Annotated in this window: 10 protein-coding genes; all 10 read left to right on the forward strand. The window is 71.0% G+C overall.

Annotated features, from left to right (window positions below; all coding sequences use genetic code 11):
- Positions 1-338 precede the first annotated feature (338 nt).
- The 10 genes from MT347_RS02765 (at position 339) to MT347_RS02810 (ending at position 14,702) form a co-directional block, all read left to right on the forward strand.
- Positions 339-1,418, forward strand: a complete 1,080-nt coding sequence (locus tag MT347_RS02765; RefSeq protein WP_243497878.1) for a LacI family DNA-binding transcriptional regulator — start codon at positions 339-341, stop codon at positions 1,416-1,418.
- Positions 1,419-1,458: 40 nt separating this feature from the next.
- Positions 1,459-2,742 carry an ABC transporter substrate-binding protein gene (locus MT347_RS02770; protein WP_243497879.1) on the forward strand — a complete coding sequence of 428 codons (1,284 nt, stop codon included), beginning with the start codon at positions 1,459-1,461 and terminating at the stop codon, positions 2,740-2,742.
- A gap of 1 nt (position 2,743) precedes the next feature.
- Positions 2,744-3,718: a carbohydrate ABC transporter permease gene (locus MT347_RS02775; protein WP_243497880.1), complete on the forward strand. Its 975-nt coding sequence runs from the start codon at positions 2,744-2,746 to the stop codon at positions 3,716-3,718.
- Positions 3,715-4,542: a carbohydrate ABC transporter permease gene (locus MT347_RS02780; protein ID WP_243497881.1), complete on the forward strand. Its 828-nt coding sequence runs from the start codon at positions 3,715-3,717 to the stop codon at positions 4,540-4,542. The genes MT347_RS02775 and MT347_RS02780 overlap by 4 nt, the downstream gene beginning before the upstream one ends.
- A gap of 2 nt (positions 4,543-4,544) precedes the next feature.
- Positions 4,545-5,612 carry a glycosidase gene (locus MT347_RS02785; RefSeq protein WP_243497882.1) on the forward strand — a complete coding sequence of 356 codons (1,068 nt, stop codon included), beginning with the start codon at positions 4,545-4,547 and terminating at the stop codon, positions 5,610-5,612.
- A gap of 368 nt (positions 5,613-5,980) precedes the next feature.
- Complete coding sequence (locus MT347_RS02790) at positions 5,981-7,969, forward strand: hypothetical protein (protein WP_243497883.1); 1,989 nt, start codon at positions 5,981-5,983, stop codon at positions 7,967-7,969.
- Between the two features lie 489 nt (positions 7,970-8,458).
- Positions 8,459-10,117, forward strand: a complete 1,659-nt coding sequence (locus MT347_RS02795) for a DNA-3-methyladenine glycosylase 2 family protein (protein ID WP_243497884.1) — start codon at positions 8,459-8,461, stop codon at positions 10,115-10,117.
- Positions 10,114-10,611, forward strand: coding sequence for a methylated-DNA--[protein]-cysteine S-methyltransferase (locus MT347_RS02800; RefSeq protein WP_243497885.1), 498 nt, complete (start codon positions 10,114-10,116; stop codon positions 10,609-10,611). The genes MT347_RS02795 and MT347_RS02800 overlap by 4 nt, the downstream gene beginning before the upstream one ends.
- A 414-nt stretch (positions 10,612-11,025) precedes the next feature.
- Entirely contained in the window at positions 11,026-12,888 is a 1,863-nt protein-coding gene (locus MT347_RS02805; RefSeq protein ID WP_243497886.1) for an ABC transporter ATP-binding protein, read from the forward strand.
- Entirely contained in the window at positions 12,885-14,702 is a 1,818-nt protein-coding gene (locus tag MT347_RS02810) for an ABC transporter ATP-binding protein (RefSeq protein WP_243497887.1), read from the forward strand. The genes MT347_RS02805 and MT347_RS02810 overlap by 4 nt, the downstream gene beginning before the upstream one ends.
- Positions 14,703-14,854 lie beyond the last annotated feature (152 nt).

Genomic DNA, 14,854 nt, shown 5'->3' on the forward strand with positions numbered 1-14,854 from the left:
GGCTGATCCCGCCCCGGAACGGCCAATCCCGCCCCAAACGGCGAATCCCGCCCCAACGGCTGATCCCGCCCCGAGCGGCCAATCCCGCCCCAAACGGCGAATCCGCCCCAACGGCCAATCCCGCCCCAGACGGCGAATCCCGCCCCGGAACGGCCGACCCCTGCCCCAAACGGCTGATCTCACCCGCGGCACCCGCGCCATCCGGGCGCGGCAACCCGGTTGCGGCGAGCCGGACGCATCCTGAGCGAACTCTGCGAGCCCTTGTCCCTACTCCTGAACCGGTTTAGAGTAAGACCTGAACCGGTTTAGGCCGAGACCGCGACACGACGAGGTGACGGATGACGAACGACACGCGACCCACGATCGCCGACGTCGCCCGCCGCGCGGGAGTCAGCAAGGGGCTCGTCTCGTTCGCCCTGAACGGGCGCGCCGGGGTCTCCCCGGAGACGCGGGAGCGCATCCTGTCGGTCGCCGCCGACATGGGGTGGAGCCCGAGCCTGCGCGCGCGCTCGCTGAGCGTCGGTCGGGCGTTCGCGTGCGGACTGGTCATCGGCCGGAGTCCCGACGTCATCGCTGCCGACCCCTTCTTCCCCTCTTTCATCGCGGGCGTCGAAGACGAGTTCTCGGTCTCGGGGCAGGTGCTCGTGCTCGCCGCGGCCACCCCCGGCCGCCACGAGGAGCAGACCTACCGCGGTCTCGTCGCCGACCGCCGGGTCGATGGCGTCATCCTCTCCGACCTGCGCGCGGGTGACACCCGCGTCGCCCTGGTCGCCGGGCTCGGCATCGCGGCCGTGACGCTCGGCGCACCCGACGTGGAAAGTCCGTTCACGTCGGTCTCCGTCGACGACGGCGCCGGAATCCGCCTCGCGGTCGACCATCTCGCCGAGCTCGGTCACACCGACATCGCGCACGTCGCCGGTCCGACGGCGATGCTCCACGGCCGCAACCGTGCGGCGGCGTTCGAGGCGGCGGCCGCCGCCCGCGGCATCCGCTCGCGCGTGGTGTCCACCGACTTCAGCGCCGCGGACGGCGCCCGGGCCACCGACGCCCTTCTGGATGCCGATCGACCGCCGACGGCGATCGTCTATTCCAATGACAACATGGCCATCGCCGGCCTGGGGCGCGCGCAGAGCCGGGGCCTGGTCGTGCCCCGCGACCTGTCGATCACGGGCTTCGACGACGCCGAGATCGGCCGCCACCTCTTTCCGGCGCTCACCAGCGTCGCCACCGACGCCCGCGGGTGGGGAGCGGCGGCGGCCCGCGCGCTGATCGCGGCCACGACCGGCGCCCCGGCGGAGGAGCTCGTGCTCCCCGATCCCCGACTGCACGTGCGCTCCTCCACCGGAGCGCCCCCCCGCGTTCCCGCGCGCCGCGTCGCCGCACCGGCGCCGCGGCCCGACGGGCCACCCATCGCTTGACGTACCGCGGGAGCACCCCCGCATTCACAAGGAGGAAGACATGCGACGACGCATTCTCATCACCGCAGCCGCCGCCACCGGCATCCTGGCCCTGTCCGCGTGCAGCGGCGGGGGAGGGGGAGCCGGGGGCATGGACGCCCGCGGGGGCATCACCATCTGGTACTCCAACAACGACGCGGAGATCGCGTGGGGCGAGCAGATGGTGGAGGCCTGGAACGCCGACCACCCCGACGAGCAGATCACCGCGCAGGAGATCCCGGCGGGCTCTTCGAGCGAGGAGGTCATCGGGGCCTCGATCACCGCCGGCAACGCCCCGTGCCTCATCTTCAACACCTCGCCCGCCGCGGTACCGGGCTTCCAGCGGCAGGGCGGTCTCGTCAACCTGTCGGAGTTCCCCGACGGCGAGCAGTACATCACCGAGCGCAGCGGCGACCTGGCCGACCAGTACCGTTCCGACGACGGCGGCTTCTATCAGCTGCCCTGGAAGAGCAACCCGGTCATGATCTTCTACAACAAGGACCTCTTCGCCCAGGCCGGCCTCGATCCCGAGAACCCGAAGCTGTCAACGTACGACGAGTTCCTCGAGACGGCGCGGACGCTCAAGTCGGCAGGGGTCGCCCCGTACGCGATCAACCCGGCGCCCACGAGCGAGTTCTTCCAGTCGTGGTTCGACTTCTACCCGCTGTACGCCGCCCAGACCGGAGGCACTCAGCTCGTCGAGGACGGCACGGCCACCTTCGCCGACGCGAACGGAGAAGCGGTCGCGGAGTTCTGGCGCACGATCTACGGGGAGCAGCTCGCCGGCAACGAGCAGTACCAGGGCGACGCCTTCGCCGACGCGCAGGCCGCGATGGCCATCGTCGGTCCGTGGGCCATCTCGGTCTACGGCGACAGCGTGAACTGGGGCTCGGTGCCCGTCCCGACGGAGCAGGGCACGTCCGCTGACGAGACGTGGACCTTCAGCGACGCCAAGAACGTCGGCCTCTTCACCGCGTGCGAGAACAAGGCCACGGCCTGGGACGTGTTGAAGTTCGCCACCAGCGAGGAGCAGGACGGCGAATGGCTGAACGCGACCGGTCAGATGCCGCTGCGCCAGGACCTCACCACCGTCTACGCCGACTACTTCTCGGCCAACCCCGCCTACGAGCAGTTCGGCGCCCAGGCGGCCCGCACCGTCGAGGTGCCGAACGTGCAGAACTCGGTGGAGATCTGGCAGGCGTTCCGCGACGGGTACTCGAAGGCGGTCATCTTCGGCGAGGGCGACGTGTCGTCGTTCCTCTCGGATGCCAAGACCCAGATCGACCAGCTGGCGGCGGGGAACTGACATGACCACGTCCGTCGCCGGCACGCCCGGCCGCACCGGGGGCGACCCCGAGCGGCCCGGTCGTGCGGCGGGTGCGGAGACCGCGACCAAGAAGCGGCGTCGCCCGTTCGGAGCGCAGCCGCTCGGCATCCTGTTCTCCGCCCCGTACCTGATCTTCATCGGGGTCGTCTTCGCCTACCCGATCATCTTCGCGGTGTGGATGTCGTTCCACGACTACTTCTTCACCGCCCCCGGCGCCAACGTCGACCGACCCTTCGTCGGGTTCGACAACTACGTCACCGCCCTCACAGACCCGGCCGTCTGGCGCGCGTTCGGCAACGTCGGGATCTTCCTGCTCATCAACGTGCCGCTGACGGTGGTGCTGTCGATTCTGCTGGCCACGGCGCTCGACCGCGTGGCGCGAGCCCGCGCCTTCTTCCGCGTCGCGTTCTACGTGCCCTACGTCACGGCATCCGTCGCCGTCGTCGCCGTGTGGCTGTTCCTGTTCTCGAACACGGGACTGGTCAACAACGTTCTCGGACCTCTCGCGCCGAGCCCGTCGTGGCTGGTCAACTCGGCACTCGCGATGCCGACGATCGCGCTGTTCGTCACGTGGAAGGGGTTGGGGTTCTACATCCTGCTCTACCTCGCGGCGCTGCAGAACGTGCAGCGCGAGCTGTACGAGTCGGTCGCCGTCGACGGGGGCGGTCGCATCCGCCAGTTCTTCGCGGTAACCGTGCCGGGTGTGCGGCCGGCGACGTTCCTCGTCGTCCTGCTGTCGACGATCACGGGCGCGAACCTCTTCACCGAGCCGTACCTGCTCACCAGCGGCGGCGGGCCCAACGGCGCGTCCACCTCTCCCGTGCTGCTGATCTACCAGAAGGGCATCGAGCAGCAGAACCCCGACGTGGCCGCGGCCATCGGCGTGGTGCTGATCATGTTCGTGCTCGTCATCGCGCTGCTGCAGCGCCGATTCGTCGGAAGGGAAGAGTCGTGAGAAGCAAGATCGCCACCTACGGCATCCTCACCGTCGGCGCGCTCGCCTTTCTGTTCCCCTTCTACTACATGGTGATCGGGTCTCTGCAGACGAGCCCCGACACCTCGATCGGCGGTGCCTTCCCGCACCCGTCGAACCTGACGGTGGAGAACTACACCGCGATCGACGGGCGCATCAACCTGCTGCAGGGTCTCGCCAATTCCGGGATCTTCACCGGCGGCGTCATCCTCGGCACGATCGTGTTCGGGGTGCTCGCCGGGTACTCCCTCGCGGTGCTGAAGTGGCGCGGGCGCTCGGCGACCTTCGCGCTGGTGCTCCTGGTACAGGTGATCCCGTTCCAGCTGCTGATGATCCCGCTCTACGTCATGATCGCCCGCGACTACGGCCTGAGCGACAGCTACCTCGGCATGATCCTTCCGTTCTTCATCAACTCCACCGCGGTCGTGATCTTCCGGCAGTACTTCCTGCAGCTGCCCCAGGAGCTGTTCGACGCCGCACGCATCGACGGCGCGGGGGAGTTCCGGCTGCTGTGGAACGTCGCGCTGCCCCTGGTGCGCCCGGCGTTGCTGACCGTGGTGCTGCTGACCTTCATCGGCCCGTGGAACGAATTCCTCTGGCCGTTCCTCATCACGAAGGAAGCGGCGATGCAGCCCCTGGCGGTCTCGCTCGCCAACTTCATCTCCACCATCGCCGCCAGCACGTCCAACCCCTTCGGCGCGATGATGGCCGGCGCCGTCGTGCTGGCCGCCCCCGCAGTGGCGCTGTTCCTGATCTTCCAGCGCTACTTCACCTCGAACGACCTCGGATCCGGAGTGAAAGGATGACAATGACCCCCGCATCCCCCGTCCCCTACCGCCTCACGCGCGTCGGGGTGGTGATGACCCCCGAGCCCGGCAACCCCGACGAGGCGGAGGGCGTGCTCAATCCGGCATCCGGTCGTGGTCCCGACGGCCGTCTGTACCTCCTGCCGCGTCTCGTGTCGGAGGGCAACGTCTCGCGCGTGGGCCTGGCCCGCGTCGTCGTCGAGGACGGCGTGCCCGTCTCGGTCGAACGCGAGGGGGTCGTCCTCGCCCCAGACCGCGGGTGGGAGCGCGGCGCCGACAACGCCGGGACCGAGGATCCGCGCACGACGTGGATCGAGGCCCTCGGCCTGCACGTCATGACCTACGTCGCCTACGGCCCGCTCGGGCCGCGCACCGCAGTCGCCGTGTCGGACGACCTGCGCGAGTGGCGACGGTTGGGTCCGGTGCTGTTCCGGTACCAGGAGGACCTCGACATGGACCTCAACCTGTTCCACAACAAGGACACGGTGTTCTTCCCGGAGCCCGTGACGGCGCCCGACGGCACCGAGGCGCTCGCCGTGCTGCATCGCCCGATGTGGGACCTCGGCGAGACCAAGCCCGGACAGGGGGTGCGCGTGCCGGCCGGGGTGGAAGACGAGCGGCAGTCGATCTGGATCAGCTACGTGCCCCTCGCGGCCGTCCGCGACGACCTCTCGGCGCTGACCCTGTGGGGCCAGCACCACTTCGTCGCGGGACCGGAGTTCGCCTTCGAGGAGCTCAAGATCGGCGGCGGTCCGCCGCCGCTGCGCATCCCCGAGGGGTGGCTCGTGCTGCACCACGGGGTGACCGGCGTCATCGACGGCGCCTTCTCGCAGCAGCAGAAGGTCAACTACGCAGCCGGGGCTTTGATCCTGGATGCCACCGACCCCCGTCGAGTGCTCGCCCGCACGCCCGAGCCGCTGCTGGCCCCCGAGACCGACGACGAGCGCAGCGGGATCGTGCCCAACGTCGTGTTCCCCACCGCGATCGAGGAGATCGACGGCCGCCACTTCGTGTTCTACGGCATGGCCGACTCCAAGATCGGCGTCGCCCTGCTCGAGCGCACGGACTGACCGATCCGCCGCGCCCGATGCCGTGGTGGCGCGGGCGCGGCGGGCCTTCCCCGTCCGCGCGGCTCGTCGCTCCGGGCGGGTCGCCGCCGGGGCGAACGCAACGGTCGCCGCCGCCCGGCAGGGTCGACGCAACGGTCGCTGCCGGCCGGCGGGGCGAGCACAACCCGCGCCGCCGAAGCGGCAGCGCGAGCACAACGGTCTCCGCCGAAGCGGCGGCGGGAACGCAACGGTCGCCGCCGACCCGGCAGGGCGAACACAACGCAGGAGATTCCGCCCCGCGGCATCCGCTCACCGCGGAATTCCGCGATCCGCCCTTACGCGAAGAGCAGATCTCCTGCATCCTGTACCTCCATCGAAAGGAACCCCCCATGAACGCACGACGAAGTGCGCGCATCTCGGCGGTGCTGAGCGCCGCCGCCCTCGCGGTGACGCTGACGGCCGTCCCGGCCGCGGCGGCCTCCCCGTCGCCCGGAGCGTTGACGAACCTCGACCACCTCGACTTCTTGCTCGACGAGGCCACGCCGCCCGCCGAGGTCGCGGGTCACTCGACCTACCGCCAGGCGGAAGAACCCACGCTGCTCGCCCCCTGGACCTACGCCGACGCCCGCGACGGTGGCACCTTCGAGCGCGTGGGCGGCGGTCCGCTCGACCCCGCCACCGGCGACTGGGCGCAGGGCGCCTACAACGCCGACGACAACACCCGCGCCGCCGTCGTGTACACGCGGCACTGGGAACTGACCGGCGACGCCGAGAGCCGCCGGAAGGCCTACGAGCTGCTCCGCACCGTCGCCTACCACCAGACCACCGACGGCCCCTCCGCCGGGAACGTCGTGCTGTGGATGCAACCCGACGGCGACCTCAACCCCTCGGCGGAGCCCGTCGAGCTGCCCGACCCCTCCGACTCCGGACTGAGCTACTGGACGGCGCGCACGGTGTGGGCGCTGGGCGAGGGCTACGCCGCTTTCGTCGACGACGACCCCGCCTTCGCCGCCTTCCTGAGGGACCGTCTCGCGCTGTCGCGCGGGGCGATCGAGCGCGATGCCCTGTCGAAGTACGGCCAGTTCGTCGAGGCCGACGGCAAGAAGGTGCCCGCGTGGCTCATCGTCGACGGGGCGGATGCCACGGCCGAAGCCGTTCTCGGACTCGTCGCCGCCGTGAAGGCGGGCGACGACACCTCTGCCACCGCGGCGCGTCGACTCGCCGAGGGCATCGCCGCCATGGCATCCGGATCCACCCGTCAGTGGCCGTACGGCGCCGTCCTGCCGTGGGCGCAGTCTCCCGCGATCTGGCACGCGTGGGGCTCGCAGATGCCCGCCGCGCTCGCCGTGGCCGGTGACCTGTTCGACGATGACGCGCTCGTGCAGCCGGCGATCACGGATGCCACGGGCTTCACCACGACGCTGCTCACCGCGGGCGGACCCGACAACGGCTGGAACCCCAGCCCCACCGACCGGGTGCAGATCGCGTACGGTGCCGACTCGCGCGTGCAGTCGCTGCTCGCCCTCGCCGACACGACGGGCTCCGCCGCGTTCGCGGAACTGGCCGGGATGCAAGCCGCGTGGTTCTTCGGCGCCAACCACGCCGGGGCGCGCATGTACGACCGCTCGACCGGAGTGACCTTCGACGGTCTGCAGCCCGACGGCACCGTGAACCGCAACAGCGGAGCCGAATCGACGATCCACGGTCTGCTCACCGCCCTCGCACTCGACGCGCACCCCGCGGTCGCCGAGCGGGCAACGGCCCTCACCTCCGTCGACAACCGCGTCGGGCTCACCTACGTCGAGGCCGAGGATGCCACGCGCACCGACGGTGCCGTCTTCACGCCGGAGTCGTCGTGGACGGGGGAGTCGAGCTGGTCGGGAGACGCCCTGACGCTCCAGCCGCGGCAGACCGCGACCTGGGACATCGGAGCCTCCGACACGCGCCGCTGGATCGAGCCGGTGGTCTGGACCCGCCCCGGTGAGAAGACGCAATCGACCTGGCGCAGCGGCGGTCTGCTGAGCGTCACCGGCCCTGCCCAGGGGATCTCGCCCACGCCCGGGGCACTGCTGCCGTACGCCCTCACGGCCCCCGAGTCGGGGTCCGAGGTGCGGGTACGCGCTGTACGCGGAGAGCTCACCCTCGACGGGATCATCGTGCGGCCGTGGATCTCACGGCTGGTGCTCGGCGGCGACGCGCGCAGCGAGCTCGTGCACTCGAGCGCGATCGCGCCGCAGCGCACGACGATCGGTGCCGACGGCATCCCCTCGAGGGTGAACGTGTACGACGCCTCGGGTTCGCTCGTGCGCACCACCTCGTCGACCGGCTCGGTCAGTGTGATCGTGCCCGCGGGCGGCTTCGCGATCGCGCAGGGCTGAGCGCGAACGCGACGGCGGCCGGGTCCTGCGTGGCCCGGCCGCCGTGTCGTGGGGCCAGGCCGGTCGCGGGGCCCGGCCGCGTGTCGTGGGGCCAGGCCGGCGTGTCGTAGGGACCCGGCCGGCGTGTCGTGGGGACCCGGCCGGTCGTGGGGGCCAGGCCTGCGTGTCGCGGGGCCCGGCCGCGTGTCGTGGGGCCAGGCCGGCGTGTCGTAGGGACCCGGCCGGCGTGTGGGGCGGGGTCGGGCGGGGGTGCGCCGTCGTGTCGGCACGGGGCCGTCGTGTCGGGCGCGGGGAGGCGGGGGACGCGCGGGGAGAGGAGGGGATCGGGCCGGGGAGGATGCTGGGGCGTCGGGCGATCCTCCGCTCGCAGAATCTCCTCCCGTGGCGGCCGCCGGTCGGGCCCCTCGCCGAACAAGGGCGTGACCCGCCGGAACGGCCATGTCCGATTTCCGCCGGTCGATGTCGGAGGTCGGTGGCAGAGTGGATGCCATGACCCCCACCACCGTCGACGCACCGGGCTTCCCCGAGCGCTATCGCGCCATCCAGTCGCGTGACCGCCGCTTCGACGGGCAGTTCGTCACGGCGGTGCGCTCCACGCGCATCTACTGCCGTCCCAGTTGTCCCGCGCGCACGCCGAAAGAAGAGAACGTCACGTTCTTCGCCACCTCCGCGGCCGCCCACGAAGCCGGCTACCGCGCCTGCAAGAGATGCCTTCCCGAGGCCGCACCCGGCTCACCCCTGTGGGACGTGCGGGGTGACGTGGTGGCGCGGGCGATGCGTCTCATCGTCGACGGTGTGGTCGACCGCGAAGGCGTGCCCGGTCTCGCGCGACGACTCGGTTACTCCTCTCGTCACCTCACGCGGTTGCTCGCAGCTGAGCTGGGCGCCGGGCCCCTGGCCCTCGCGCGCGCCCACCGGGCTCACACCGCGCGCGCCCTGCTCGTCGGCACCGACCTCTCAGCGGCTGACGTCGCGTTCTCCGCCGGGTTCTCGAGCATCCGGCAGTTCACCGAGACGATCGGCGAGGTGTTCGGGATGCCGCCGCGAGAGCTGCGGGCGCGCCGACCGGCGGGCCGCGGCGCCGATGCCGCCGACGCCGGGGCTGTAGCGGGCGAGATCGATCTCGCCCTGCCGGTGCGCGGGCCGATCGACACGATCGGCCTGTTCGGATGGATGCGTGCCCACGCGGTGCCGGGCGCCGAGGTGGGCGGCGACCGCTCGTTCACCCGCGTGGTGCGCCTCCCGGGTGGGCCCGCCTGGTTCGAGGTGCGCCTCGCCGACGACGGTCGGCTCCGCCTCCGCGCACGGCTGAGCGCCCTGGCCGATCTGGGCACGCTCATCGCCCGCGTCCGTCGACTGTTCGACCTCGACGCCGACCCGCTCGCGATCGACGAGGCGTTGTCCCGGCATCCCGAGCTGGCACCCGCGGTCGCGGCGATCCCGGGTGTGCGCGTGCCGGGGGCGATCGACGCCGACGAGATGCTTCTGCGCGCCATGATCGGCCAACAGATCAGCGTCGCCTCGGCCCGCACGATGCAGGGGCGTCTCACCGCCCAACTCGGTGAGCCCGTGACCATCGGACCGGAGCCGATGTCGCTGTTCCCCGACCCGGCGGTGATCGCCGAACGAGGTCTCGAGGTCCTGCGCGGGCCCGCCGCCCGAATGAGGGCGATCGTCGAGGCGGCCGCGGCGCTCGTTGACGGAACGCTCGCGCTCGGACCGGGCGACGACGGCGTCGAGCAACGACAGCGCCTCCTCGCGATGCGGGGGATCGGCCCCTGGACGGCCGATTACGTGCGCATGAGGGTCCTGGGCGACCCCGACGTCCTCCTCCCGGGAGACGTCGCGGCCCGAGCCGGGGCGGCCGCCCTGGGGCTGCCCTCCGATCCGGCAGGCTTCACCGCCTGGTCCGAACGCCTCGCGCCCTGGCGCAGCTACGCGATGGCGCACTACTGGTACGCCGCTCCCGTCACCCAGGCGTGGCGATCACCGGCCGAGACCGCGGCCGCCGCCGTCGTCTCGCGACCGCGTCGATCGTCGCGGACCGCGTTGACCGACGTCGTCGTGAACGACGTGGCGATCGACCTGCCCCATGCCGCCGCGACCACGACTCCCCCTCCCCGACCCGAGAGCGAGATTTCCTCATGACCACCGCGACCCTGCAGTTCGTCGAGACGCCCGACGGCCCCTTTGCGATCCTGGCCGACGAGGACGATCGGGTCATCGTGTCGGGCTGGACCGGCGACCCCGAAGCGGTGGCGGCTCGCCTCCGTCCGGATCGCCGCCCCGCGACCGTCGTCGCCGGTGAGACGGCGGCGGCCGAAGCCGTCCGCGCCTACTACGCCGGCGACCTCGCGGCCATCGACGACGTCGCCGTCGCGCAGTGGGGCACGACGCTGCAGCTCGCGGGCTGGGTGGCCCTGCGGCGCATCGCCCCCGGCGACCCGCTCACCTACACGGGCTTCGCCGCGGCGCTCGGATCGCCCGCGGCGGTGCGAGCCGCGGCATCCATCTGCGCCCGCAACGCGGTCGCGCTGTTCGTCCCCTGCCACCGCGTGCTGCGCGGCGACGGCACGATGGGCGGCTTCGCGTGGGGTACCGACGTGAAGCGCGCGCTCCTCGCACGCGAGACCGCCGCCTGACCCGGTTGCGGATGGAAGGCCGCCGCCCTCGTCCGGTTTCTGATGGACGACCGCCGCATGATCCGGTTGCGGACGCGCGGGGCCGTGGTCCGGCCTGTCTGGAGACGCGTGCAACCGCGGCTCAACCCGGCTGCGGCAAGACGCTCTTGCCTCTGGCGCCCTCGCGGAGATATTCTGGAGGGCTGCCGTCCCCCCGCGGGAGCTTCACTCGACCAAGGAGGATGCTATGGAACCGATCGACGCCCCCGTCGCCCCGGCAGCCGCCTCCTTCGTCGTCGTGCGCCTCGCCCGACGCTCCTAGGGCCCCGGTCTGCGCTCCGGCGCCGCCGCTCCGCCCGGCCGACGATCCTCGTCGCGCCCCCGACTTCCCTGTCCGCGCCCGATCCCGGCGCCCGCTTCGACCCCACGAGGATCATGACCACCTCAACGCCCCCTCTCCGTCTCTCCACACCGCGCGCCCTCGCGCGATTGCTGCCCATCGCGCGGCCGGTGCTGCCGCGCCTCATCGCCGGTGCTGCCACCGCCCTCGTCGCGAGCCTGCTCGCCCTGGCCATCCCGCTCGTCCTCGAGCAGATCGTCGCCGGCCCGATCGCCTCGCTCGATCCGGGCGCTCTCGTCTGGGGGTCGCTCGCCGTGCTCGGACTCGGCCTCGCCGAAGCCGCGATGGTGTGGTTGCGCCGCTGGTTCGTGCTCGCGCCCGCCACCAAGGTCGAGTACGACCTGCGTCAGTCGTTCTACTCGCGCCTGCAGAGCCTCCCCGTCGCGTTCCACGATCGGTGGCAGTCGGGTCAGCTGCTCTCGCGCATGATGCAGGACATCAGCATGCTGCGCCGCTGGTTGGCCTTCGGCGTCATCCTGCTCGTGGTCAACATGCTGACCATCGGCATCGGCGCCGTCCTGCTGTTCCGCTGGCACTGGCTGTTGGGCGCGCTGTTCCTGGTGACCTCCGCTCCGGTGATCTACGTCGGCTTCCGCTTCGAGAAGCGTTACGGGGCGCTGACCCGCCAGAGCCAGGACCAGGCCGGTGACCTCGCCACCTCGGTGGAGGAGAGCGTCCACGGCATCCGCGTGCTCAAAGCGTTCGGCCGCGGCAAGCACGCGCTGCAGAAGTTCACCCGTCAGGCCGAGTCGCTGCGCGAGACCGAGATCGACAAGGCCCGTGCCGTCGGCTGGATCTGGTTCTGGCTCGTGCTGCTGCCCGACATCGCCTTCGCGGTGTGCCTGGGCGCGGGCATCGTGCTGACTCAGCTCGGAGAGCTGCAGGTGGCCGAGCTCGTGGCCTTCTTCGCCATGGCCACCGTGCTGCGCTGGCCCATGGAGTCCATCGGCTTCCTCTTCTCGTTCCTACTCGACGCACGCACGGCGACCGACCGCATCTTCGAGGTGTTCGACGAGCAGAACACCATCGTCGACCCCGAGAACCCGCGCACGATCACCGAGCCGCGAGGGGAACTCACGTTCGAGAACGCCCACTTCCGGTATCAGGATGCCGCCGCCACCGAGCGCGACCTGCTCGACGGCGTCGACCTCGTGCTGCGTCCGGGCGAGACGATGGCGCTCGTGGGACTCACCGGCTCCGGCAAGACGACGCTCACGACCCTGCCCGGTCGCCTCTACGACGTCACCGGCGGTCGCGTGCTGATCGACGGCGTCGACGTGCGCGACCTCACGCTCGCCGAGCTGCGCCGCCACGTCGGCATGGCCTTCGAGGACGCCACCCTGTTCTCGCAGACGGTGCGCGACAACGTCCTGCTCGGCCGTGAAGACCTCACGCCCGGCTCCGAACGCGCCGAGGAGATCCTGCGCGAAGCGCTGCAGGTCGCCCAGGCGCACTTCGTCTACGACCTGCCCGACGGTCTCGACACGGTCATCGGCGAAGAGGGGCTCAGCCTCTCCGGGGGCCAGCGTCAGCGTCTGGCGCTCGCGCGCGCCGTCGCCGCGCGTCCCGCCGTGCTCGTGCTCGACGACCCCCTGTCGGCGCTCGACGTCGACACCGAGGCGCTCGTCGAAGACGCGCTGCGCGAGGTGCTGAGCGAGACGACCGCCCTGGTCGTCGCGCACCGCCCCTCGACGGTCACCCTCGCCGACCGCGTCGCCCTCCTCGAGGACGGACGCGTCACGGCGGTGGGCACCCACTCCGACCTGCTCCGCGAGAGCGACCACTACCGCTACGTCATCTCGAGCCTCGAAGAGGCCGAGCGGGAGGCACGCACGGGGGCGATCCCGGTGATCACCGCCGACGACGATGCCCGCGCCGAGAAGGAGGCGACCCGATGACCACCGCGACCGTCTCCGGAACGAGCGGCGAAGACCGCTCCGACTACACGCGCGACGAGAGCCGCGCCATCCGTCAGCGCTCCCTCCGCCTGCTCGGCTCCCTCGTGTCGCCCCTGCGCAGGCAGCTCGTGCTCGCCGCCGCGGTGCTGGTGGTGTCGACGGCGCTGCGCGTCGCAGGTCCCGCGCTGATCGCCTTCGGCATCGACAACGCCCTGCCCGCCGTGATCGAGCGCAGCGACTGGATGCCGACCATCGGCGTCGTCGGGGTGTACCTGCTCGCGGGAATCGGCGGGGCGGTGCTCATCGGCTGGTACGTCGTCGTGGCCGCGCGCCTCACGCAGGCGGTGATGCTCGACCTCCGCAAGCGCATCTTCCTGCACACCCAGCGCTTGAGCCTGGAGTTCCATGAGTCCTACACCTCGGGGCGCATCATCTCGCGCCAGACCAGCGACCTCGACACCATCCGCGAGCTCCTCGACGGCGGTCTCAACGAGCTGGTGTCGGGCGTGCTCTACGGCCTGTTCACCCTGGCCGCACTGTTCCTCATCGACTGGCAGTCGGGCCTGATCCTCACGATCATGGGCCTGCCGATGTACCTGCTCATGCGGTGGTTCTACACGCGCTCCCAGGTCATCTACCGCGAGTCTCGCGTCATCAGCGCTCAGGTCATCGTGAAATTCGTCGAGACGATGACCGGCATCCGTGCCGTCAAGGCGTTCCGCAAGGAACCGCGCAACGACGAGGAGTTCGGCAAGCTCGCCGGCGACTACCGCGACGTCAACATGCGCTCGATCAAGCTGTTCGGCACGTTCGAGCCGGGCATCATGGCCGTCGCCGCCGTCTCGGTGGCGGTGGTGTTGTTGTGGGGCGGAGGCCGGGTGATCGCGGGTCCGCTCGAAATCGGCGTGCTGACGGCCGCCGTGCTGTACGTGCGCAACTTCTTCTCGCCGTTGCAGGAGGTCGCGTTTTTCCTGAACTCCTACCAGTCGGCCACCGCGGCGCTCGAGAAGGTGTCGGGCGTGCTCGAGGAGCGGCCCACGGTCCCCGATCCGACCGACCCGATCGACCTGTGGTCGGCGCGCGGGCACGTGCACTTCGACGACGTCACGTTCGGCTACTCCGACGACCGCGTCATCCTGCCGCACTTCTCGCTCGACATCCCCGCGGGACAGACGATCGCCCTGGTGGGCACGACCGGCGCCGGCAAGTCGACCTTGGCGAAGCTCGTGTCGCGGTTCTACGACCCCACCCGGGGAGCCGTGACGCTCGACGACGTCGACCTGCGCCGGCTGCACCCCAAGGATCTGCGCCGAGCGATCGTCATGGTCACGCAGGAGGCGTACCTGTTCAGCGGGACGGTTGCCGACAACATCGCCCTCGGCAAGCCCGACGCCTCGATGGACGAGATCCGCGCTGCCGCTCGTGCCGTGGGCGCCGACGGATTCATCCAGAAGCTGCCCGACGGCTACGACACCGACGTGAACAAGCGCGGCGGACGTGTGTCGGCGGGTCAGCGCCAGCTGATCTCGTTCGCGCGGGCGTTCCTCGCCGACCCGGCGGTGCTGATCCTCGACGAGGCGACGGCGTCTCTGGACATCCCCAGCGAACGCCAGATCCAGGACGCGCTGCAGACCCTGCTCGCCGACCGCACGGCCATCATCATCGCCCACCGGCTGTCGACGGTGGCGATCGCCGACCGGGTGCTCGTCATGGAGCACGGCCGCATCATCGAGGACGACACCCCCGCCGCCCTCATCGCGGGCACGGGCAAGTTCGCGAAGCTGCACGCCGCCTGGCGGGAGTCGCTGGTCTGACCTCTACCGTGCTGTCGTGTCGTCACTGGCCCCGCCGTCGCGTCATCTCTCGACCGTGACGTCCTGTCGTCGCTGGGCGTGATGTGCTGACGTTCCCTGACGGTGACGTCCTGTCGTCGCCGGGCGTGATGTCGCCGCGCGCGCTCGCCGTC

The organism is Microbacterium sp. VKM Ac-2923 (genome assembly GCF_022815605.1).
GTDB lineage: Bacteria > Actinomycetota > Actinomycetes > Actinomycetales > Microbacteriaceae > Microbacterium.